General features: G+C 72.1%; 23 protein-coding genes. 11 read left to right on the top strand and 12 right to left on the bottom strand.

The window, feature by feature from the left end; translation table 11 throughout:
- Window positions 1-42: 42 nt before the first annotated feature.
- Entirely contained in the window at window positions 43-705 is a 663-nt protein-coding gene (locus AC3WLB_RS15430; protein WP_492507418.1) for a TetR family transcriptional regulator, read from the bottom strand.
- Window positions 706-786: 81 nt separating this feature from the next.
- Between AC3WLB_RS15430 and AC3WLB_RS15435 the strand changes: the two genes are divergently transcribed.
- From AC3WLB_RS15435 to AC3WLB_RS15455, 5 genes are all read left to right on the top strand, one after another.
- Entirely contained in the window at window positions 787-1,413 is a 627-nt protein-coding gene (locus AC3WLB_RS15435; RefSeq protein WP_492507420.1) for a biotin transporter BioY, read from the top strand.
- A complete protein-coding gene (locus tag AC3WLB_RS15440) occupies window positions 1,410-2,147 on the top strand; it encodes an energy-coupling factor ABC transporter ATP-binding protein (RefSeq protein WP_492507422.1) in 738 nt (245 codons plus the stop codon). Before AC3WLB_RS15435 ends, AC3WLB_RS15440 begins: the two co-directional genes overlap by 4 nt.
- Window positions 2,144-2,740, top strand: a complete 597-nt coding sequence (locus AC3WLB_RS15445) for an energy-coupling factor transporter transmembrane component T family protein (protein ID WP_492507424.1) — start codon at window positions 2,144-2,146, stop codon at window positions 2,738-2,740. Before AC3WLB_RS15440 ends, AC3WLB_RS15445 begins: the two co-directional genes overlap by 4 nt.
- Window positions 2,737-3,105 (top strand): CHY zinc finger protein, encoded by a 369-nt coding sequence (locus AC3WLB_RS15450; protein WP_492507426.1) that lies wholly within the window; start codon window positions 2,737-2,739, stop codon window positions 3,103-3,105. Before AC3WLB_RS15445 ends, AC3WLB_RS15450 begins: the two co-directional genes overlap by 4 nt.
- Before the next feature lie 89 nt (window positions 3,106-3,194).
- Window positions 3,195-3,893, top strand: coding sequence for an RraA family protein (locus AC3WLB_RS15455; protein ID WP_492507428.1), 699 nt, complete (start codon window positions 3,195-3,197; stop codon window positions 3,891-3,893).
- A 57-nt stretch (window positions 3,894-3,950) separates the two neighbouring features.
- On the opposite strand, the gene AC3WLB_RS15460 is transcribed toward AC3WLB_RS15455, so the two are convergent.
- A complete protein-coding gene (locus tag AC3WLB_RS15460; RefSeq protein WP_492507430.1) occupies window positions 3,951-5,534 on the bottom strand; it encodes a carboxylesterase/lipase family protein in 1,584 nt (527 codons plus the stop codon).
- A 10-nt stretch (window positions 5,535-5,544) separates the two neighbouring features.
- Window positions 5,545-7,104 (bottom strand): FAD-dependent oxidoreductase, encoded by a 1,560-nt coding sequence (locus AC3WLB_RS15465; RefSeq protein ID WP_492507432.1) that lies wholly within the window; start codon window positions 7,102-7,104, stop codon window positions 5,545-5,547.
- Between the two features lie 154 nt (window positions 7,105-7,258).
- On the opposite strand from AC3WLB_RS15465, the gene AC3WLB_RS15470 reads away from it, so the two are divergent.
- Both AC3WLB_RS15470 and AC3WLB_RS15475 read left to right on the top strand, forming a co-directional pair.
- Window positions 7,259-7,456, top strand: coding sequence for a hypothetical protein (locus tag AC3WLB_RS15470; RefSeq protein WP_492507434.1), 198 nt, complete (start codon window positions 7,259-7,261; stop codon window positions 7,454-7,456).
- 106 nt (window positions 7,457-7,562) lie between these two features.
- Window positions 7,563-8,447 (top strand): hypothetical protein, encoded by an 885-nt coding sequence (locus tag AC3WLB_RS15475; RefSeq protein WP_492507436.1) that lies wholly within the window; start codon window positions 7,563-7,565, stop codon window positions 8,445-8,447.
- A 6-nt stretch (window positions 8,448-8,453) separates the two neighbouring features.
- On the opposite strand, the gene AC3WLB_RS15480 is transcribed toward AC3WLB_RS15475, so the two are convergent.
- Both AC3WLB_RS15480 and AC3WLB_RS15485 read right to left on the bottom strand, forming a co-directional pair.
- The gene (locus AC3WLB_RS15480; RefSeq protein WP_492507438.1) at window positions 8,454-9,026 is read right to left on the bottom strand and encodes a GNAT family N-acetyltransferase; all 573 of its coding nucleotides are present in this window, start codon (window positions 9,024-9,026) and stop codon (window positions 8,454-8,456) included.
- Between the two features lie 5 nt (window positions 9,027-9,031).
- Entirely contained in the window at window positions 9,032-9,988 is a 957-nt protein-coding gene (locus AC3WLB_RS15485; RefSeq protein ID WP_492507440.1) for an SDR family NAD(P)-dependent oxidoreductase, read from the bottom strand.
- Window positions 9,989-10,097: 109 nt separating this feature from the next.
- Here AC3WLB_RS15485 and AC3WLB_RS15490 point away from each other — a divergent pair, with 109 nt between their 5' ends.
- Window positions 10,098-10,688 (top strand): TetR/AcrR family transcriptional regulator, encoded by a 591-nt coding sequence (locus AC3WLB_RS15490; RefSeq protein ID WP_492507442.1) that lies wholly within the window; start codon window positions 10,098-10,100, stop codon window positions 10,686-10,688.
- Window positions 10,689-10,710: 22 nt separating this feature from the next.
- Here AC3WLB_RS15490 and epsC read toward each other — a convergent pair whose 3' ends face one another.
- From epsC to AC3WLB_RS15515, 5 genes are all read right to left on the bottom strand, one after another.
- Window positions 10,711-11,331, bottom strand: a complete 621-nt coding sequence (epsC, locus tag AC3WLB_RS15495) for a serine O-acetyltransferase EpsC (protein WP_492507444.1) — start codon at window positions 11,329-11,331, stop codon at window positions 10,711-10,713.
- A gap of 11 nt (window positions 11,332-11,342) precedes the next feature.
- Window positions 11,343-12,281 carry a cysteine synthase A gene (cysK, locus tag AC3WLB_RS15500; protein ID WP_492507446.1) on the bottom strand — a complete coding sequence of 313 codons (939 nt, stop codon included), beginning with the start codon at window positions 12,279-12,281 and terminating at the stop codon, window positions 11,343-11,345.
- A 74-nt stretch (window positions 12,282-12,355) separates the two neighbouring features.
- The gene (locus tag AC3WLB_RS15505; protein WP_492507448.1) at window positions 12,356-12,916 is read right to left on the bottom strand and encodes a YbaK/EbsC family protein; all 561 of its coding nucleotides are present in this window, start codon (window positions 12,914-12,916) and stop codon (window positions 12,356-12,358) included.
- Between the two features lie 22 nt (window positions 12,917-12,938).
- Window positions 12,939-13,526 (bottom strand): NADPH-dependent FMN reductase, encoded by a 588-nt coding sequence (locus tag AC3WLB_RS15510; protein ID WP_492507450.1) that lies wholly within the window; start codon window positions 13,524-13,526, stop codon window positions 12,939-12,941.
- Between the two features lie 129 nt (window positions 13,527-13,655).
- A complete protein-coding gene (locus AC3WLB_RS15515; protein WP_492507452.1) occupies window positions 13,656-14,129 on the bottom strand; it encodes a hypothetical protein in 474 nt (157 codons plus the stop codon).
- Window positions 14,130-14,294: 165 nt separating this feature from the next.
- Here AC3WLB_RS15515 and AC3WLB_RS15520 point away from each other — a divergent pair, with 165 nt between their 5' ends.
- Together AC3WLB_RS15520 and AC3WLB_RS15525 are read left to right on the top strand one after the other, a co-directional pair.
- Window positions 14,295-15,227 carry an aldose 1-epimerase family protein gene (locus AC3WLB_RS15520; protein ID WP_022898211.1) on the top strand — a complete coding sequence of 311 codons (933 nt, stop codon included), beginning with the start codon at window positions 14,295-14,297 and terminating at the stop codon, window positions 15,225-15,227.
- Between the two features lie 140 nt (window positions 15,228-15,367).
- Entirely contained in the window at window positions 15,368-16,687 is a 1,320-nt protein-coding gene (locus AC3WLB_RS15525; protein ID WP_492507454.1) for a hemolysin family protein, read from the top strand.
- Between the two features lie 33 nt (window positions 16,688-16,720).
- On the opposite strand, the gene AC3WLB_RS15530 is transcribed toward AC3WLB_RS15525, so the two are convergent.
- Window positions 16,721-18,226: an MFS transporter gene (locus AC3WLB_RS15530; protein WP_492507456.1), complete on the bottom strand. Its 1,506-nt coding sequence runs from the start codon at window positions 18,224-18,226 to the stop codon at window positions 16,721-16,723.
- Window positions 18,227-18,340: 114 nt separating this feature from the next.
- On the opposite strand from AC3WLB_RS15530, the gene AC3WLB_RS15535 reads away from it, so the two are divergent.
- Window positions 18,341-18,964 (top strand): TMEM175 family protein, encoded by a 624-nt coding sequence (locus tag AC3WLB_RS15535; RefSeq protein WP_492507458.1) that lies wholly within the window; start codon window positions 18,341-18,343, stop codon window positions 18,962-18,964.
- A gap of 38 nt (window positions 18,965-19,002) precedes the next feature.
- On the opposite strand, the gene AC3WLB_RS15540 is transcribed toward AC3WLB_RS15535, so the two are convergent.
- Window positions 19,003-19,329 (bottom strand): hypothetical protein, encoded by a 327-nt coding sequence (locus AC3WLB_RS15540; RefSeq protein WP_492507460.1) that lies wholly within the window; start codon window positions 19,327-19,329, stop codon window positions 19,003-19,005.
- Window positions 19,330-19,338: the final 9 nt, after the last annotated feature.

Raw genomic sequence — 19,338 nt, forward strand, 5'->3', positions numbered from 1 at the left:
AATGGGCAGGTGGCGCCGTCAGACCCATCCCGTGCCGGGGCGTCACGCCTCGGCGCGCACCGGAGCGCGGGCCTCGAGTCCGGCCAGGAAGAGGTCGACGCCGACATCGAAGGTGAGCAGGGCCCGCGGGGCCGCCCCGTCGCCGGATGGCGAGCCGGGCCCGTCGACGGCTGCCGACGCCGCGTGCGGGGTGGCGACCACGCCCAGCGAGTCGGCCTGCAGGCGCTGCTGCTCGTGCCAGGTCTGGCCGATGACGAAGTGCAGCAGGGCCTCGGCGGAGGTCTCGGCGACGGCCGGATCGAATCCGCCTCGCCCGATCCCTGCCGCGAGCCGGCGGCCGGCTTCGGCGGCGCCGAGCCCCAGGGCCAGGGCGCTCGACACGACCTCTGCGCCGTCCTTGAAGGCGAGCAGGGCGTCCCGCAGGGCAGCGGCGTCGAACCGCACCTGCTCGCGCCAATCCAGGGCGGACCCGGGTGCGGTGCGCGTGCGGGCGACGATGTCGTCGGCGACGGCTGCGAGCAGCGTCTGCTTGTTCGGGAAATGCCAGTACAACGCGCTCGGCTGCAGCCCGAGACTCTCGGCGAGGTTGCGCATCGTGAGCTCGGAAAGCCCCTGACGGTCGAGGATGCCGAGCGCCGCCTCGATCACGTCGCGACCCGATCGGCGCGGAGCCCGGGATTCGGGTCTCCCTGATTTCGCCGTCACCGTGCCATCCTATAACCTGAACGCTGTTCAGGTGAACGCTGTTCAGGTGAGCGCCGAGCCACCGAGACCCAAGGAGCCCTTGTGAAATTCGACGTCCGTGACCTCGCACGCATCGCCGTCTTCGCCGCCATCATCGCCGTGCTGGGCATCCCCGGCGCCATCCCCATCTTCGGCAACGCGGTGCCCATCACGGCGCAGACGCTCGGCATCATGCTCGCCGGCGCCGTGCTCGGCGCCTGGCGGGGAGCGGCCGCGGTCGTCGTGTTCCTCCTCCTCGTGCTCGTCGGGCTGCCGCTGCTCTCGGGCGGGCACGGCGGAGCCGGGGTGTTCGTGGGGCCGACCGCCGGCTACCTCTTCGGCTGGATTCTCGGCGCCTTCGTCACCGGAGCCATCGTGCATGCCGGCCGCCGACTGACCTGGTGGCGCACCGCTCTCGGCTGCGTCGTCGGCGGCATCCTCGCCGTCTACGCCGTCGGTGTGCCGGTGCAAGCCCTCGTGACCCACCTCCCGCTCGGCGCGACCGCCCTGTCGAGCACGGTCTTCCTGCCGGGCGACGCGCTGAAGGCGGTCGTCGCCACCCTCGTCACCATGGCGCTGTGGCGTGCCTACCCCCGCGCCTTCGGCGACGCCCTGCGGGCACCGGCGAGGGCGTCGGCCGAACCGGCAGCGGCGACCGTCCCCGACGACAACCCGCTCCCCCTCCCGTGACGGAGCCCACCCCGGCAGCCGCTCACGACCTCGGTGGCGAGACCCCGGCCGACCGCACGCTCGCGTTCGACGGCGTGGGCGTCGAGCTCGCGGGCACGCGCATCCTCTCCGACGTCACCCTCAGCCTCGCCGAGCGGCGCATCGCCGTGATCGGCGAGAACGGATCGGGCAAGTCGACCTTCGCCCGCCTCCTCGGGGGACTCGTCGCCCCGACGCGAGGGCGGGTGAGCATCCACGGCCACGACCTGGTGGCCGGCCGCAAGCACGTGCGGCGGCTCGTCGGTTCGGTGTTCAGCAACCCCGACGCCCAGATCATCATGCCCACCGTGGCCGAAGACGTCGCGTTCTCGCTGCGCCGCCGCGGCCTCGGCAAGGCAGAGATCGCCGAACGCGTCGCCGCTACGCTCGAGCGGTACGGCCTGGCCGAGCGTGCCGACGCCCCCGCGCACAGCCTCTCCGGCGGCCAGAAGCAGTTGCTCGCCCTCTGCGCGGTGCTCATCGCCGAGCCGTCGGTCATCGTGGCCGACGAGCCGACGGCCCTGCTCGACGGCCGCAACAGCCGCCTGATCAGCGGGCTGCTGCTCGACGAACTCCCCCAGCAAGTGGTGCTCGTCACCCACGACCTCGAGCTCGCGGCCCGCTGCGACGTCGCCGTGCGCTTCGAGGGCGGCCGCCTGCTCGAGGTCGACGCGCCCGCCGGAGTGATCGCGCGCTATCGCCAGGACCTCGGATGATCGCCCTCTACCGCCCCGGCACCAGCATCGTGCACCGGCTGCCCGCCGGGCCCAAGCTCATCGCACTCATGCTGCTCGCCATCGCCATCACGGTGTTCGCCACCACGGCGTGGGCGATCGCGGGCATCGGCGCGCTGGTGGTGGCGGGATACCTCGCCGCGGGGCTCGGGCCGCTCGAGGTGCTGCGTCAGCTCGTCGCTCTGCGCTGGATCGTCGCCATCACGCTCGTGACACAGGTCATCTTCCTGCCTCTCCCCGTCGCCGCCACGAACACCGGCCGCGTGGTGACCGTCGTGCTGCTGGCCACCCTCGTCACCCTCACCACCCGCACGAGCGCACTGCTCGACGCCGTCGAACGCGGGCTGGGGCCGCTGCGCCGCATCGGTGTCGATCCGGCGCGGGTGGGACTGCTGCTCGCCATGACGATCACGGTGGTGCCGGTCATCGCGGGCTTCGCGGCGAACATCCGTGCGGCACAGCGCGCCCGCGGCGCCACGCCTCGACTACGCTTTCTCGCGATGCCCCTGCTCGTCATGTCGTTGAAGCACGCCGACGACCTCGCCGACGCCCTGATCGCGCGAGGTGCCGAGTGAGCGGCGGCCCCGGCGTGAGCGGTCCGGCGGTGCCCGGGCCGGTCGTGCACGGGCCTGTGGTCGACGACGAGACCCGGTGCATCCACTACCGCTCGGCGGTCGACGTGATCGCCATCAAGTTCGCCTGCTGCGGCGAGTACTACCCGTGTCACCTCTGCCACGCCGAGACGGCCGGGCATGCGGCGGCGCAGTGGCCGCGCGCCGAATGGGGCGAGCGGGCCATCCTCTGCGGCGTGTGCAAGCACGAACTCACCATCGCCGACTACCTCGAGGTGACCGCCTGCCCCGCCTGCGGCGCGGCCTTCAACGAGGGCTGCCGCCTGCACTCGCACCTCTACTTCGAGACCGCCGCCCCGCCCGACTGAGCCCACCGGCCGGGCGGCGGTGCGGGGGCAGGCCGCGGGGGCGCAGGCGGCCTCTTGAAGTGTCGCCGCGCGGCCGCTTGGCTGGGCGGATGCCCCACGCCGACGCCGCCCACTCCGCCCTGTCCACCGCCGCGCTCGCCGACGCGTCTCTCCGGGTCGGCGTCGCCGCGCGCACCGCGCCGCCGAACCTCCGGCCGCTCCTGCCCGGCCACTCGTTCTCGGGGCCGGCCGCGCCGGTGACGCACCTCGGGAGCGTCGACGTCATCCTCCAGACCATCGACGACGCCCCCACCGGCGCGGTCGTCGTGGTCGACAACGCGGCCCGCGACGACGAGGCCTGCGTCGGCGACCTCATGGTGCTCGAGGCCGAACGCGCCGGCATGGGCGGCATGGTCGTCTGGGGCCGGCACCGCGACACCGCTCAGCTGCGCGAGATCGGGCTGCCGCTGCACAGCCTCGGCGCCTTCCCCTTCGGCCCGCGCCGGGTGCCGCCGGCAGGCCCCGCGATGCCCTACGCCGTGCTCGGCGGAACCCCCGTCGCACCGGGCGACTACGTCTTCGGCGACGACGACGGCGTGCTCGTACTCGCGGCCGAGCACGTGGCTGCCGTGGTCGAGGCGGCCCGCGCCATCCAGGCCACCGAGTCGGCCCAGGCCGAGCGGATGCGCGGCGGCACCACCCTCCGCAGCCAACTCGACTTCGCCGCCTACCGCGCCGCGCAGGCCGCCGACCCGAGCCTGACCCTCCGCCGCCACCTCGCCACCCGCGGCGGCGCGATCGAGGTCTGACCGCAGGCGGCGCGACCACGGCCGGCACCACCGACGCCCGCACCACCGGCGCCCGGCTCAGCGGAACGCGAGCACCTCCGGGCCCCACGCCTCGCGGATCTCCGCATCCGGGTCGTCGACCACCGCGTCGTCGCGGTCGATGATGAGCGTGCTGCGCCGCTCGGCGTCGTAGGCCGGCCACGACACGGGTGTCAGCGCGGCATCCGCGTCGGGCGCCCGGCCGTTGGCGAACGCCAGCCAGCGGGCCTGCATCCGCTTCGACACCCGCAGCGCCTCGGGCCGGCCGCCGAGCCCGAACACGATGTCCTTGCCGCGCGGCGCGAACGAGCCGAACACGTAGGCGAGCTCCGCGGCGTGGGTAGCCCCGATGCCGGTGACCCGCAGCAGCGGTGTCGCGTGGTCGAAGCGGTACATCCAGGTGGGGGCGAAGCGGCTGTGTGCCTCCGCGAGCCAGATCGAGGGCATCCGGAACCCGGCGTCACGCGACACCTCGGCCGGCGTGCGTCGCCGCGGATAGGCGGGGTACGCCCCGGTGATGCGCGCCCCCACGCCCTCGAACTCCGGCCGGTCGACGGCGATCTCGGCGAACATCTGCTCCACCGCGTCCGTCGTGATGGGCAGGAGCGGCGAGCGCATCAGCTTGAAGAACGACGACTCGTCGTGGTTCGTGCCGATGATGAGCGGGATGCGCGCCGCCCGCCCCTCGGCGAACACCGTGAGCGGTGCATCCGGCAGCACGTCGTCGCCGTGCACCGGCGCCATCGCCAGCGTGCCCGGAACCCGCCCGGAGATCTCGTGGATGAGCTCCGCCCCCGCGTCGACGAGGTCGAGCGGGTCGAGTTGGCGCAGCCGCTGCGCGCGCTCGGGTTCGATGCCCACGATCTCGAGGAACCGCCGCGCCACGCTCGCCGCCCGCGCCTGCCCGTACACCGAGGTGACCGGCGCGCTCTGGGCGATGGCCCGGTGGAACAGCCCGGCCGCCGGCGGCGAGGCCATCAGAGCGATGACGGATGCCCCACCTGCCGACTCCCCGAACAGCGTCACGTCGCCCGGGTCGCCGCCGAAGCGCGCGATGTTCTCGCGCACCCACTCGAGCGCGAAGATCTGGTCGCGCAGGCCCACGTTCGAGTCGAAACCGTGCCCGAAGCTCGATTCGCCCGAGCTCGCCGACAGGCTCGAGAAGTCGACGAATCCGAGCACGCCGAGCCGGTAGTTCACGCTCACCACGACGACGTCGCCGTTCGCCGCGAGGTTCCGCCCGTCGTAGTAGCGCTGGCCGGTCGAGCCCTGGAAGTACCCGCCGCCGTGAATCCACACCATGACGGGCTTGCCGGCTCCGGCACCCGCCCCGGCCCCTCGCGGCGCCCACACGTTGAGGCTCAGGCAGTCCTCGCTGATCGGGATGGCCGGGTCGACCTCCATCGACCGCAGCACACGCTGGGGCGCCATCGGGCCGTACCGGGTGGCATCGCGCAGTTCGTGCCAGGGCTCCGGCGCGACCGGCCGCCGAAAGCGCCGCTCCCCCACGGGCGCCGCCGCGAACGGGATGCCCTTCCAGCTCAGCACGCCGCCCTCGCGCGCCCCGCGCACCGCCCCCGCACTCGTCTGCCGGATCAGCGACTCCTGCCCCACGAGCGTCATACGCCCGATGCTAGCGGGCCTTCCTGCGGGTTCGGCGCGGGAGGCGCTCGAGGTCGCTGAGTGCCGGACCCTCGAGGCGCGTGCCGTCGGCCGCGAACCGGGAGGCGTGCAACGGGCAGTCCCAGGAGCGCTCGGCGTCGTTCCAGTGCAGCACGCCGCCGAGGTGCGGGCACACGGCGCTGACGGCGCAGGTCGTTCCGCCGACCGTCGAGATGCCCACCGGGCGCCCCTTCGAGTTCGCCACCACACCCGTGCCCTCCGCGGGTCGCGGCACCGGGGTCGGCTCCTGCTCGGCGCCGAGCCAGCCGCTCACCGCGGCCACGCCCACCTCCGCGCCGGCGCGGGCGCCTCGGGCCAGATCGGCGGGTCTGGTCATCCGGGTGCCGAGCACCTGGTGCCAGTGCCGTCGGTCGCTCCAGCGGTCGCCGAAGATCTCCGACGAGATGCGGATGCCCGCCGCCACCGCGTTCGTCATGCCCCACTTCGCGTACCCGGTCGCCACGAAGACGCGCCCGCGCCCCCGCGGCAGCGCCCCCACGAACGGGATGAGGTTGTGCGACTCGTAGTCCTGTGCCGACCAGGCGTGGGTGAGCCGCGCGCCCGGGAAGTAGGTCTCGCCCCACTCCCGCAGGTCGTCGACCCGGCGGGCCTCCGACTCCTCCCCCGGCCGGCCGACCTCGTGGCCGTTGCCGCCGAGCACGAGCAGGTCGCGGCCGTTGCGCGGGGCGGTGCGCACCGAGCGGGAGTGCCCGCTGTCGCCGATGGAGAGGTACATGCCCTCCGGGAGGTCGCCGGGGCCGGCATCCGGCAGTTCCATCGCGATCGCGTAGGAGCGCTGGCCGTGCGTCTTGGCGAAGTACAGCCCCCGGTCGAGGATGGGCGTCGCGGTGGCCAGCACCACGTCGCCGCCCCGCACCTCGCCCGCCGTGGTCAGCACCCGCGCCGGCGCGCTCGCCCGCACCCCGGTGACGCGCACGTGGGTGTGGATGACGCCGCCGGCCGCCATGAACTGGTGCGCCAGCGCCTCGAGCAGGTCCATCGCGTCGAACTGGGCCTGGTCGGGCAGCGCCACGCCGAAGGCGAACGGGAACGGCACATCGGCCATCTCCACGAGACTCACCGGCAGGCCGGCCTCGCGGGCGGCGCGGTGCTCGGCCTCGACGTCGGCCGCAGCCGACGGATGCTGCGCGTAGCTGTAGGCGGTGCGGCGCTGCACCGGCACGCCGGCGCGCTCGCAGAAGTCGAGCAGCCACTCCTGACCCTCGCGGTTGGAGTCGACGTAGGCCTGCAGGATGCGCCGCGAATGGTGCGCGCGGATGGTCGACAGCCGGCTGCCCTGCAGCAGCGAGATCTTGCCGGTCGTGTTGCCGGTGGCGAGCGATCCGATCTCACGCGCCTCGAGCACCACCACCCGGCGGCCGGCCTCGGCGAGCATGAGCGCCGTGGCGAGCCCGGTGAGACCGGCACCCACCACGACGTCGTCGTACTCCTCGCCGGCGACGAACGGCTGCGTGAGGAGGGGCCGGCGGCCGGCGCGCCACAGGGACTGCATTGCTCCGAAGGACTGCATTGCTCCAGTAGACACCGGCGGCGCCCTCCACGCTCCGGCGCACGGCAAGCTCTGCGGTTTCGCGCACGGGTCGACAGCGGAGCCGTCTGGTGCCTACGGTGGGAATTGCGGATCGGCGCGACTCCGCACCACCCCATCCCGACGAGGAGCAGTGATGTCCGAGCTGAACGAACGGATCGACGAACCCGACGAGACGAAGGAGTTCTCCCTCTCCGACCAGGACCTCGAGGACGTCGATCTCGACGACACCGAAGAGCTCGATGACGTCGAAGACGCGGAGGCCGACGAGGTCGACCCGATCTTCGACGACGACGAGGAAGTGCTGAACGACAACCTCGGCTACGAGGAGTAGCGCGCAGTCGGCGAGCCGGTCGGTCACCGCAGCAGAAGCGCGCGACTGTCTGCGGCTGATCGACACGGATGCCCGGGCGCTCGCCCGGCTCTCCGCCGCCCTGCCCGTGGGGTACGACGGGCGGGCGCTGCTCCAGCAACGCTCCGACGGCGTGGTCGGCACGCCGGCGGAGCGTCGGCGCCTGCGCGCCCTGGAGCACGCCGTGTACCGCCCGGGTGCCGCCGCCGATGCGGCGACCGAGGCGGCGGAGGAGGAGTTGGCGCAGCTGCGCGAGCACCTGCGCGCGGAGCACGCGGCGCTCGACCGCGCGGTTGCGGCGTCGGGCCTGCTCACCGCGCAGCCCCTCACGGAACCCGCTGCCGCCACGGAGACGAGCAGATCCCCGGCACGGGCCCCGGCCCGCGCCCGCGCGCGGCGGCCGTGGTGGCGCGGCACGCGCATCCTGGTCGCCGTGGTCGCGGCGGTCGCGGCCGCCGCCATCGCCGGGAACGTGGTGCAGGCATCCGCACCCCGCTCCTCGCTCGAGGTGTTCACGGCGCCGGCCGACCCGCCCGACGAGGGGCGCTCCGACTTCGTGAACCAGGTGCTGCTGCAGGGCGTCATGAACGCGGGACCCGTGCGCTACCTCGGCGAGCAGCACGGCGTGCGGATGTTCGCCGCGCTCGTCGGGGACACGTACCACAACCCCATCGATCCGCAGGAAGGTGTGTGCCTCACCGGTTTCACCGGGAGCGACCGGCTCGACTCGTCGACCACGAACTGCGCCCTGCGCAGCGACTTCGAGCGCCTGGGCGTCGCCGTGTTCTTCACCGAGTCACCCTCGGGCGGCCTGCAGACGAGTCCTGCTGCCGACGCAACGGTCGCGTTGGTGTGGGGCCCGACCGGCGAGGGCGTGCGCGAGGTGCAGGGTGCGGAGCTGGGCTGGCTCGTCGCCTCGGGCTGCGGCGCCGACGCCCTGAGCTTCCGACTCGGCGAGGGCTGCGCGCGCTGAGCCTGGTCAGCTGAGGTCGAGGCGCATCAGCACGCGCGGAAAGCCGTTCAGCACCGAGGTGGTGTCGGCGGCCTTCGTGAAGCCGCCCTTCTCGAACAGGGCCCGGGTGCCCACGTAGGCCATCGTGAGGTCGACCTTCGCCCCGCCGTTGTCGACCGGGTACCCCTCAACCGCGGGTGCCCCGTTGGCGCGGGCGAACTCGACCGCTCCCGCCAGCAGGTCGTGCGAGATGCCCTTGCCACGGTGCCCTGGGCGCACCCGGATGCACCAGATCGACCAGACGTCGAGGTCGTCGACCTGCGGAATCCTCCGGTTGCGCGCGAAGCTCGTGTCGGCCCGCGGATGCACGGCCGCCCACCCCACCACCTCGTCGCCGTCGTAGGCGAGCACCCCCGGTGCCGGGTCCTGGCGCACCAGATCCTGCACGAGGGCGCCGCGCTCCGGCCCGTGCAGCTCGAGGTTCTGCTTCGACGGGATGCGGTAACTGAGGCACCAGCAGACGTTCGCGTCGGGCCGCTTCGGGCCGACCATCGTGCGCACGTCGTCGAACGACGTCGCCGCCCGCACCTCGATGCTCATGCGCGTCAGGATGCCAGACCCGCGGCCTCCCCGTCGAGCATCCGCTCGGAGAGCCGCCACAGCCGTGCCGCGTCGTCGGGGTCGACGGCGTGGGCCGCCACACCGCGCCGCAGCCCCTCGACGTACGGTTCGGCCTCCTGCGCGTCTTCGAAGTAGCGGCCGGTGACCCCCTCCACGAGCGGCGACGCGGCGAGCAGCACCGACGTCGCCGCGCCCTGCGGGATGTCCTTGACCGAGACGCCGTCGCTGTGTCCGGGCTCGAACGCGGCAGGGGGCGTCGACATGTGGCGCGACAAACCCGTGCTCCAGATGCGACCGGGGTTGAGTGCGTTCACGTCGATGCCGTCGCGCGCCCACCGCCGCGCCGCCTCCACCGCGAAGAGCACGTTGGCGGTCTTCGACTGACTGTAGGCCTGCCACGCGTCGTAGGGGTCGTGCTCGAAGTTGACGTCGTTCCACCGGATGCCGCCGTTCACGTGCCCGACCGAACTCACCACCACGACACGGGAGTGGGGTCGGCCGGCCGCACCCGCGGCGAGCGCGTCATGGAGGCCTCGGGTGAGGGCGAAATGCCCGAGGTGATTGGTGGCGAATTGGAGCTCCCAGCCCTCGGCGGTGCGGGTCTCGGGCGAGGCCATCCCGCCGGCGTTGTCGACGAGGATGTGCAGCGGCCCACGCCAGGAGTCGACGAATCCGGTGATCGATGCGCGATCGGCGAGGTCGAGCGGGGCGACACGAACGGCCCCGCCGGCCACGGCGGCGACGCGAGCGCCGGCCTCGACGTCGCGCACGGCGAGAGTGACCTCTGCTCCCGCGGCGGCGAGAGCCCGTGCCGTCTCCGCGCCGATGCCGGAGGAGGCGCCCGTCACGACGGCCCGGCGGCCGGCGAGGTCGATGCCGGCGATCACGTCCTCTGCGGTCGAGGTGGGCCCGAACGGGGTGGTGATGCGCGTTGCTGACATGGTGTCCTTCCCGAGAATGAGAGCGGGCTGGTAGATTGAATCGGAGCCGGCTCCGTTTAATGTAACCGGAGTCGGCTCCGTTTGCAATCGTCTCAGCGGGAGGTCAGCCATGGACGACGTTCCGGTCCGGTCGGGGCGCCGTGCCGACGCCGTGGCCAACCGGGAACGACTGCTCGAGGCTGCGGTGCGCGCCTTCGCCGCCGACGGACCAGCCGCGTCGTTGAAAGACATCGCGAAGTCCGCCGGGGTGGGCATCGGAACCCTCTACCGGCACTTCCCGACCCGCGAATCCCTGATCGAGGCCGCACACGAGAACGAGCTCAGCCGACTGTGCGCATCCGTCGAGCCCCTGCTGGCGTCCTCACCCTCGCCCGACGCGGCACTGCGTGCGTGGCTCGCCGAGTGGATCGAGTATCTGCGCGCCAAAGCCGGTCTCGCGCGGGCGCTGCGGGCGACCGAGCAGGCGGCTCCGGCCGAGGGCCGCAGCCCGCACGCCGGCGTGAGCTTTCCGGGCGCCCGCGCCCTCGCCCTCGACGCGGTCGGTCGCCTCCTTGCGGCGGGCGTCGACGCAGGAACGGTGCGCCCCGAGGTCGAGCCGCTCGACGTGCTGGTCGCCGGGAACGGCATCGCGCTGGCGGCGCTGTCGCCCGAGCAGGCCGACCGCTTGCTCTCTTACCTCCTCACCGCACTGCGGCCCTGAGGCCGCCCGCGCGGCCCTGGGCTCAGATGTAGATGGCGGGGTCGAGGTAGAAGGCGGGGTCGGTGAGCGGGGCGCGCGAGCCCGAACCCTCGGGGAGTCGGGTGAGGTCGCGCGCGGGGATGCCGACGAGAACCGCGCCGGCCGGGGCATCCTTCACCACCACCGCTCCCGCACCCACGCTGCTGTCGGCACCGATCGACACCGGTCCGAGGATGGTCGCGTTGGCGCCGACCACGACCCGGTCGCCGAGCGTCGGATGCCGCTTCTCCCGCCGCTCGCTCTTCCCACCCAGGGTGACGCCGTGGTACAGCATCACGTCGTCGCCGATCTCCGCGGTCTCACCGATCACCACGCCCATGCCGTGATCGATGAACAGCCGTCGACCGATGCGGGCCCCCGGGTGGATCTCCACCCCGGTCAGGAACCGCGCGAACTGCGACAGCAGTCGCGCCGGCAGCTTCAGCCCGGGGCTGCGCCACCACCGATGCGCGACCCGGTACACCCAGACCGCGTGCACCCCGGGGTACCCGAGCACCACCTCGAGGGCGCTGCGCGCCGCCGGGTCGTGCGTGCGCGCCGCCTCGACGTCTTCGCGCAGCCGCCCGACGAGCCCTGGGCGGCGCCTCCGACGCGATGCTGCCACGACCCGATCCGTCAGTCGACGAGGTCGGCGTAGAGGGGCGTCGAGATGTACCGCTCACCGAAGTCGCAGACCACCGCCACGACGGTCTTGCCCGCGTTCTCGGGCCGCTTCGCCACCTCGAGGGCCGCCCACATGATGGCGCCCGACGAGATTCCGGCGAGGATGCCCTCTTCGCTCGCGAGTTCGCGCGCCACGCGCAGCGCGTCGTCGAGCGCGACGTCGACGATCTCGTCGTAGACCGTGCGGTCGAGGATGTCGGGCACGATGTTCGCACCGATGCCCTGGATCTTGTGCGGCCCGGCTTTACCCTCGGTCAGCAGCGGCGAGTCGAGCGGCTCGACCCCGATCACCTGCACGCCGGGCTTCCGCTCCTTGAGCACCTGGCCGACACCCGTGATGGTGCCACCCGTGCCGATGCCCGCGACGAAGATGTCGACGGCGCCGTCGGTGTCGGCCCAGATCTCCTCGGCGGTGGTGGCGCGGTGGATGGCCGGGTTCGCCTCGTTCTCGAACTGCCGCGCGAGGATGGAGTTCGGCGTCGACGCCACGATCTCGTTCGCCTTCGCGAGCGCACCACGGATGCCCTCCGGCCCCGGCGTCAGCACGATCTCGGCCCCGTAGGCGCGCATCACGACGCGGCGCTCGGTCGACGCCGTCTCGGGCATGGTGAGGATGACCTTGTAGCCGCGCGCCGCACCCACGAGCGCGAGCGCGATGCCGGTGTTGCCGCTCGTGCCCTCGACGATGGTGCCCCCGGGCTTCAGCTCCCCCGACTTCTCGGCGGCGTCGACGATGGCGACGCCGATGCGGTCCTTCACGCTCGACGCGGGGTTGTAGAACTCGAGCTTGCCGAGCACGGTGGCGTCGATGCCCTCGGTGAGGCGGTTGATGCGAACGAGCGGGGTGTGTCCGACGAGCTCGGTGACGTCGTCGTAGATGCGAGCAGACATGGGTTCGGCTTTCTGGGAGCGGAGGGATTCGTCAGGGCAACTCTAGTTCGGCGGGGCCCCGGCCCGCCCGTGCGTTACGCGCCACCGGCCGCCGCCCGGCCGAGGCCGTCCACCACCTCGACGCCGGGCAGTGCGGCGAGCACCGCCCCGGGCATGAGGAGCTTCGACCGGCGGATTCCGCTGCCCACGATCACCGCCGGCTGGGTCACGACCCGCGCATCCACCAGCACCGGCCATTCGCCGGGCAAGCCGATCGGCGTGATGCCGCCGTACTCCATCCCCGTGAGACCCACCGCGCGGTCCATCGGCAGGAACGACGACTTGCGCACGTCGAGCCGGCGCCGCACCACGCCGTTCACGTCGGCGCGCGTGCTCGCGAGCACGACGCAGGCGGCGATGCGCTCCTCGCCCTCGCGTCTGCCGGCCACCACGACGCAGTTCGCGAGCGTGTCGACCTCGAGCCCGTAGGCGTCCTGGGTCGCGGCCGTGTCGGAGACCGCCGGGTCGATCTCGACCACGCCCACCGCATCCTGGAGCCCGGATGCGGCGAGCGCCGCCCAGACGGCGGGCGCGACGAGATCGGGTCGGCCGGCGACCGGGACGGTGGTCAGCGCACCGAGGGTGTAGACGCCCATGACGATATGATCGGCGGGTGGCTCAGGCGCCGGGCGAGCGAGCGTGCCGCTTCTGCAGCGGGGCGAGGGCGGAGCCGAGGGCCACGAGCTCGTCGGCCAGCGCCGCGAGGTTCTTCTCCTGCTGCTCGGTGGGCTGGAACCGGCCCTCGTCGTCGAGCTGGCGGGCGGCGAAGGTGATCTCCACGGCCGCCGCCGCGGGCACCAGGCCGAGGCCGGCCACCGCGGGCTTCAGCATGACCACGCCGCGGGTGCCCGACGAGACGCCGCCGTAGCTGACGAAGCCGACCGGCTTACGGAACCACTCGCTGCTGAGGTAGTCGAGCGCGTTCTTCAGCGCCGGCGAGAAGCTGTGGTTGTACTCGGGGGTGACGAACACGAATCCGTCGGCGGCGTCGACGCGCTCGCTCCAGTCTTTCGTGTGCTGGTGCAGGTAGTCGTGCAGGCGCGGGTGGTTCGGCTCGTCCATGAAGGGCAGCGCGAGCTCGGCCAGGTCGACGAAATCGACCTCGATGGCGCTGTCGGTGAGCAGCTCGTCGCGCACCCACTCGGCGATCGGCAGGCCGATCCGCCCCGGGCGCACACTCCCGACCACGACCATGATGCGTGTCATGCAAAAACTCCCGTCGTCTCCGGATGCCCGGCTCAAGTGATGTCGTTCGGTGTTGTGAACGATATCCGACGGGAAAAATTCCCGGAGCCGGTCGCCGGAGACGACGGGAGTTCAGTGGATGCGCGGGGCTCAGCTGCAGGTGTAGGTGACGCCGCCCACTTCGTGCACGCCGGGGCCAAGGTCGGCGCACTGCGAGATCAGAGCCGAGGCGCCGACGACGACCGCGATGATGACGATCGTGATCCAGATCACCGAGAGCACGATCCCGATGATCGAGATGATGACACCGGCCTTCGCGGGGCCGTTGGGCACGCCCGCGGCCTTCGACTGGCGGCCACCGATGACGCTGATGATGAGGCCCGCGATCGAACCGAGCAGCGGCAGGATGAAGAAGCCGGCGATCGAGACGATCAAGCCCACGATGCCGAGCGTCTTGCCGGGCACGGCGGCCGGAGCGGCACCGTAGCCGGGCTGGTAGCCGGGGGCACCCGCGGGCGGAGGCGGCGGCGCGGCCTGGTACTGCGGAGCGGCACCGGGTGCGGGCGGAACGGGCTGCTGCGGCGGAACCGAAGAGCCGGCGGGCGGCTGATTCTCGTCGGTCATGAGCGGAATTCCCTTCTGTTGACGGTCCTTCGATTCCTCGAAGGGTACCGCGACGCCGCTCGCGCGTCTCGGGTTTGTCGCGGTTCGGCGCGTTTCGCACGGGCGCGGCCGCGACGGCCGAGGCACTAGCGTTGAAGCACGTCCACCCCGAAGGAGAGTCACCCCGTGGCCGCAGTCCGCCCCCTGTCCGGCGCCCGCATCGACCTCGAAGCCGGTGAGTACCGGGCCTCGATCGCCTCGATCGGCGCCACGCTGCGCGTTCTGCAGCACCGCACCCGCAACCTCGTGGTGCCCTTCGGCGTCGACGAGCAGCGCCCCGCCTACCGTGGTGCCACGCTCGCGCCGTGGCCCAACCGGGTCGTCGACGGCCGGTACACCTTCGCGGGCGTCGAGCAGCAGCTGCCGCTCACCGAACCCTCCCGCTCACACGCGCTGCACGGCCTGGCGGCGTGGCTCGACTTCGCGGTGACCGAGCGCACCCCCGAGAGCGTCGTGCTCGAGGCGGTGATCGAGTCCCAGGCCGGCTACCCGCACCGCCTCGAGCTGCGGGTGGAGTACCGGCTCGACGAGGCGGGACTGCACCAGAGCGTCACCGCCCGCAACACGGGTGCCGACGCCGCGCCGTTCGGCACCGGACCGCATCCGTACCTGGTGGCGGGCCCCGGGCACGTCGACGACTGGACGCTGACGCTGCCGGCCGACGAGGTGCTGACGGTCACCCCGGAGCGGCTGATCCCGATCGGTCTCTCCCAGGTCGCCGTCGAAGACCAGGGCGCCTTCGACTTCCGTGAGCCACGCGGCATCGGCGACACCTTCATCGACCACGCCTTCACCTCGCTGCGGCGGGACGCGGCGGGCACCGCGACCGTGACGGTGACCGCGGCCGACGGCACGGGGGTCGCACTGAGCTTCGGCCGGGAGTGCGAGTGGGTGCAGGTGCACACCGCCGACCGGCCCGAGCCCGAGGTGAGCCGCATCGGCCTCGCGGTCGAGCCGATGACCTGCCCACCCGATGCCTTCAACTCCGGCCACGACCTGATCGTGCTCGAACCCGGCGAGAGCACGACTGCGGGCTGGCGGATCGCCGCGATCGGTTAGTCGTCCGCCGAGCTTGTCGGCGTTCTCAAATGGGCGCTCGATACCGTCGAGGGCATGACACGCACCGCCGACTCCGACGGCCATAGACCCAGCGCCCGGGTGACCCCGGGCGCGCCCCACATTCCGGCGAAGGCCGCCCGATGAGCGGCGATCTCGTCGTGACTATCGTGCTGGTCATCGTCTTCGTCCTCATCGGCGGCGTCTTCGCGGCGACCGAGATGGCACTCGTCACGCTGCGCGAGAGCCAGATCAACGCCCTCGCCCTCCGCGGCCGGCGCGGTGAGAAGGTCGCGAGCCTGGCCAGGAACCCCAACCGGTTCCTCTCGGCCGTGCAGATCGGCGTCACCGTCGCCGGATTCGCCTCCGCCGCCTACGGCGCATCCGCGATCTCGCCCTCGGTCGTACCCTTGCTCGTCAGCCTGGGCGTGCCGGTGGCTGCCGCCGGAACTCTGGCGACCGTCGTCCTCACCCTCATCATCGCGTACCTGTCACTGGTGCTCGGCGAGCTCGTGCCCAAGCGCCTGGCCATCCAGCGCAACGCGCAGTTCGCCTACGCGGTGGCTCCCGTCCTCGGCGGGTTCGCCACGCTGATGCGGCCCGTCATCTGGTTGCTGTCGGTCTCGACGAACGCGCTCGTCCGGCTGCTCGGCGGCGACCCTCACAAGACCGGTGAGGAGATGACCGAGGAGGAGTTGCGCGACATCGTGTCGAGCCACGAGGGCCTCCCGGAAGACGAACGCCGCATCCTGGACGACGTCCTCTCCCTCCGCGGCCGGCAGGTCACCGAGGTCATGCGTCCCCGGCCCGAGGTCGCCGCGCTCGACGCCCGGGACACGATCGGCGCTGCCGCGGCCGCGGTCGCCGACCGCCCCTACTCGCGCTATCCCGTGATCGACCGTTCCATCGACGACATCGTGGGCTTCGTGCACGTGCGCGACCTCTACGACGCGGCGAACGTCGACGGCGCCGCCGCGCTCGAGACCATCACCCGCCCGATCGCCTACCTGCCCTCGACGGCCAGGGTGCTGCCGACGCTGTCGGGCATGCGCGCTCGCGGCGAGCACATCGCCGTGGTCGTCGACGAGTACGGCGGCACCGACGGGATCGTGACGCTCGAGGACGTGATCGAGGAGGTCGTCGGCGAGATCTTCGACGAGTACGACACCGAGACCGCGACGGGCGAGGTGCCCGCCGCGGGCGGACTCGTCGACGGGCGACTCAACCGCCAGGACTTCGCCGAGGCCACCGGGCTCGCGCTGCCGCCGGGCGCGTCGGAGACCGTCGCCGGGTTCGTGACCGAGCGCCTCGGCCGACTCGCGACCGTGGGCGACGTCGTCACCGTGGAGGGCGGCGGCGTGCTGGAGGTCGCCGAGATCGAGCACCGGCGGATCACGCGTGTCCGCGTGGTGCCAGGGCGACCCGCTGGGCAGCCCGAGGGCGCGGTGGCGCACTCGGGCTGAGCGCCCTGCCCCGATCGCTCGGGCGCTGCTCGGTCAGGCCGCCTGCGCGGCCGGCCCCGCCTCGCCGGCGCGGTCGTCCGCATCCGGGATGCTGGCCTGGCGATAGGCCCGGTGGTGCCGCGGGATGAAGACGGTGAACAGCACGCCGACGCCCGCCGCGACCGCCGAGATGATGAAGGCGAGCTGGAATCCCGCGGCGCTCGGCGTCGTGACCTCCCCCACCGTCACGACGTTGCTCGAGAGCACCACGCCGAGCACGGCGCTCGCCACCGTCGACCCCAGCGTGCGCATCACCGAGTTCAGCCCGTTGGAGGCGGCGGTCTCGGTGGCGGGCACGGCACTCATGATGAGGTTCGGCATGGCGGCGTAGGCGAAGCCGACACCGAAGCCGACCGCGGTGGCGATGACGACGGTGTGCCACACCTCGCTCATCAGGAAGACGGCGAGCACGTAGCCCACCGCGATGATCGCGATGCCGAGCAGCAGGCTGGTGCGCGCACCGCGCGCCCGCGTGAGCCGCGCGGCGACCGGCGACATGGCCCACATGATGAGTCCGCTCGGCATGAGGCAGACACTCGCGATGAGCATGGTCTGACCGAGTCCGACGCCGGTCGCGGTCGGCGCTTCGAGCAGTTGCGGCAGCGCGACCGTGCTGGCGAAGAAGGCGAAGCCCACCGTCACGGAGGCGAGGTTGGTGAGGAGAACGGTGCGCCGCGCCGCCACCCGCAGGTCGATCAGCGGGCTCGGCGTGCGCAGCTCGAACAGCCCCCAGAGCACCAGCACCACGGCACCGCCGACGATGGTGCCGAGCGTGGCCGGGCTGCCCCACCCCCAGCTGCCGCCCTTCGAGACACCGAGCAGGATGCCCACGAGGCCGATCCCGAGACCGATGGCGCCGACGACGTCGAAGGTGCCTTCACTCCGCAGTGTGCTGACGGGGATGAACTTCCACACCAGCACGAAGCCGAGCGCGGCGAGCACTCCCGAGACGAGGAAGAGGAAGTGCCAATCGAGGTACTGCGAGATGACCGCCGAGATCGGCAGGCCGACGGCACCGCCCACACCGAGGGTCGCACTCACCAGGGCGACGGCGCCGCCGAGCCGGTCGCGGTGCAGCACGTCACGCAGGATGCTCACCCCGAGCGGGATCACACCGATGCCGGCGCCCTGCAGAGCACGCCCGACGATGAGCGGCACGAGGTTCGATGAGAGCCCGGCGATGACCGAACCGACGATCACGAGCACGAGCAGCACGAGCACCACGCGCCGCTTGCCGTAGAGGTCGCCGAGCCGCCCCGCGATCGGCGTCGACACCGCGGCCGCGAGCAGGGTCACGGTGACGGCCCACAGCGAGTCCTCGACCGAGACGTTCAGCAGTTCGGTCAGCTCGGGCACGAGGGGTGTGAGCAGCGTCATCATGAACGCGGTGACGAGACCGGTGAAGGCGAGGGTGAAGACCACCGCCCGCTGGTTGGTCGGTTGGCGCAGTCGCGCCCGCTCGGCTTCGCTCAGCCACTGGCCCTGGTCGTCGTCAGTCACGTAGTTATTTGTCCTCGATCAAGTAGTTCTCTCCACAACCCGAGCGGCGCCGGCAGTATTCCACAGCGCAGCCGGATGCCACCCGCGCATCCGGCCGATCAGCATAATGAAGGCATGCACACCGAACGCGGCTTCGACCGGCTGGTCAACTTCAGCGACGCGGTGGTCGCCATCGCGATCACGCTGCTCATTCTCCCGCTCGTCGACACCGCGACAGAACTGGGCGACAAGACGGTGACGCAATTGCTCGTCGACAACTGGCTGAAGCTGCTGGTGTTCGTGATCAGCTTCGCGGTGATCGGGCGGTTCTGGTACGCCCATCACCGCATCTACGAGAACATCGCCGGGTACAACAGAACCCTGATCTGGATCAACATGTTCTGGCTGCTCACCATCGTGTTCCTGCCCTTCCCCACCGAGCTCATCGCCTCGGGCGACGTCGAGAACTCGCCGGCCACCTCGGCGCTCTACGTGGGCACGATGGTGCTCTCGAGCTTCGCGGGCACGGCTCAGATGGTGCTCATCGTGCGCCACCCCGAACTCCAGGCGCCGGAGGCGCGCGGCACTCTCAGCCTGGTGCCGTCGCTGGTGGCGTCGACGTTGATGCTGCTCGTGTTCGTGGTGGTGGTGGTGGTGCCCCAGCTCGGGCTGTTCGCCCTGCTGGGCCTCCTCCTCACCGGCCCGGTGCAGGCGGTCATCGATCGGCTGCGGCGACGCCGCGTGACGCCGGCCGCCTGAGCTGCCGCGGCTGCGCCCGCGCCCGCTTCGCGGTCATCTCACACCGCGGCGGTGCGGCGGATGCCCGTGAGGGCCGTCGAGGGGAGCGGGCCGGCCTTGGCCTCGCCGAGCATCCGGTCGCCCTCCACGCGCACCGTGAAAGCGAGGTTCAGGCGGATCGGATGCCGGATCGACTGCTCCCAGCGCACCGCGTCGCCCTCGCGACGCAGGTCGCGCAGCTCCACGGTCTCGCGCGGACTGCTCGCGGTGCCGGTGATCGGCTCGCCTTGATCACCGCCCGCGGCGCGCGTGAACTCCAGCACGATCTGCTGCCGGCCGATCGGGGTCGCCAGCTCGACGTCCCAGGTACCGACGATCTCGTCCATGCGTTCCTG

This window comes from Herbiconiux sp. FW305-C-125, from assembly GCF_058783455.1.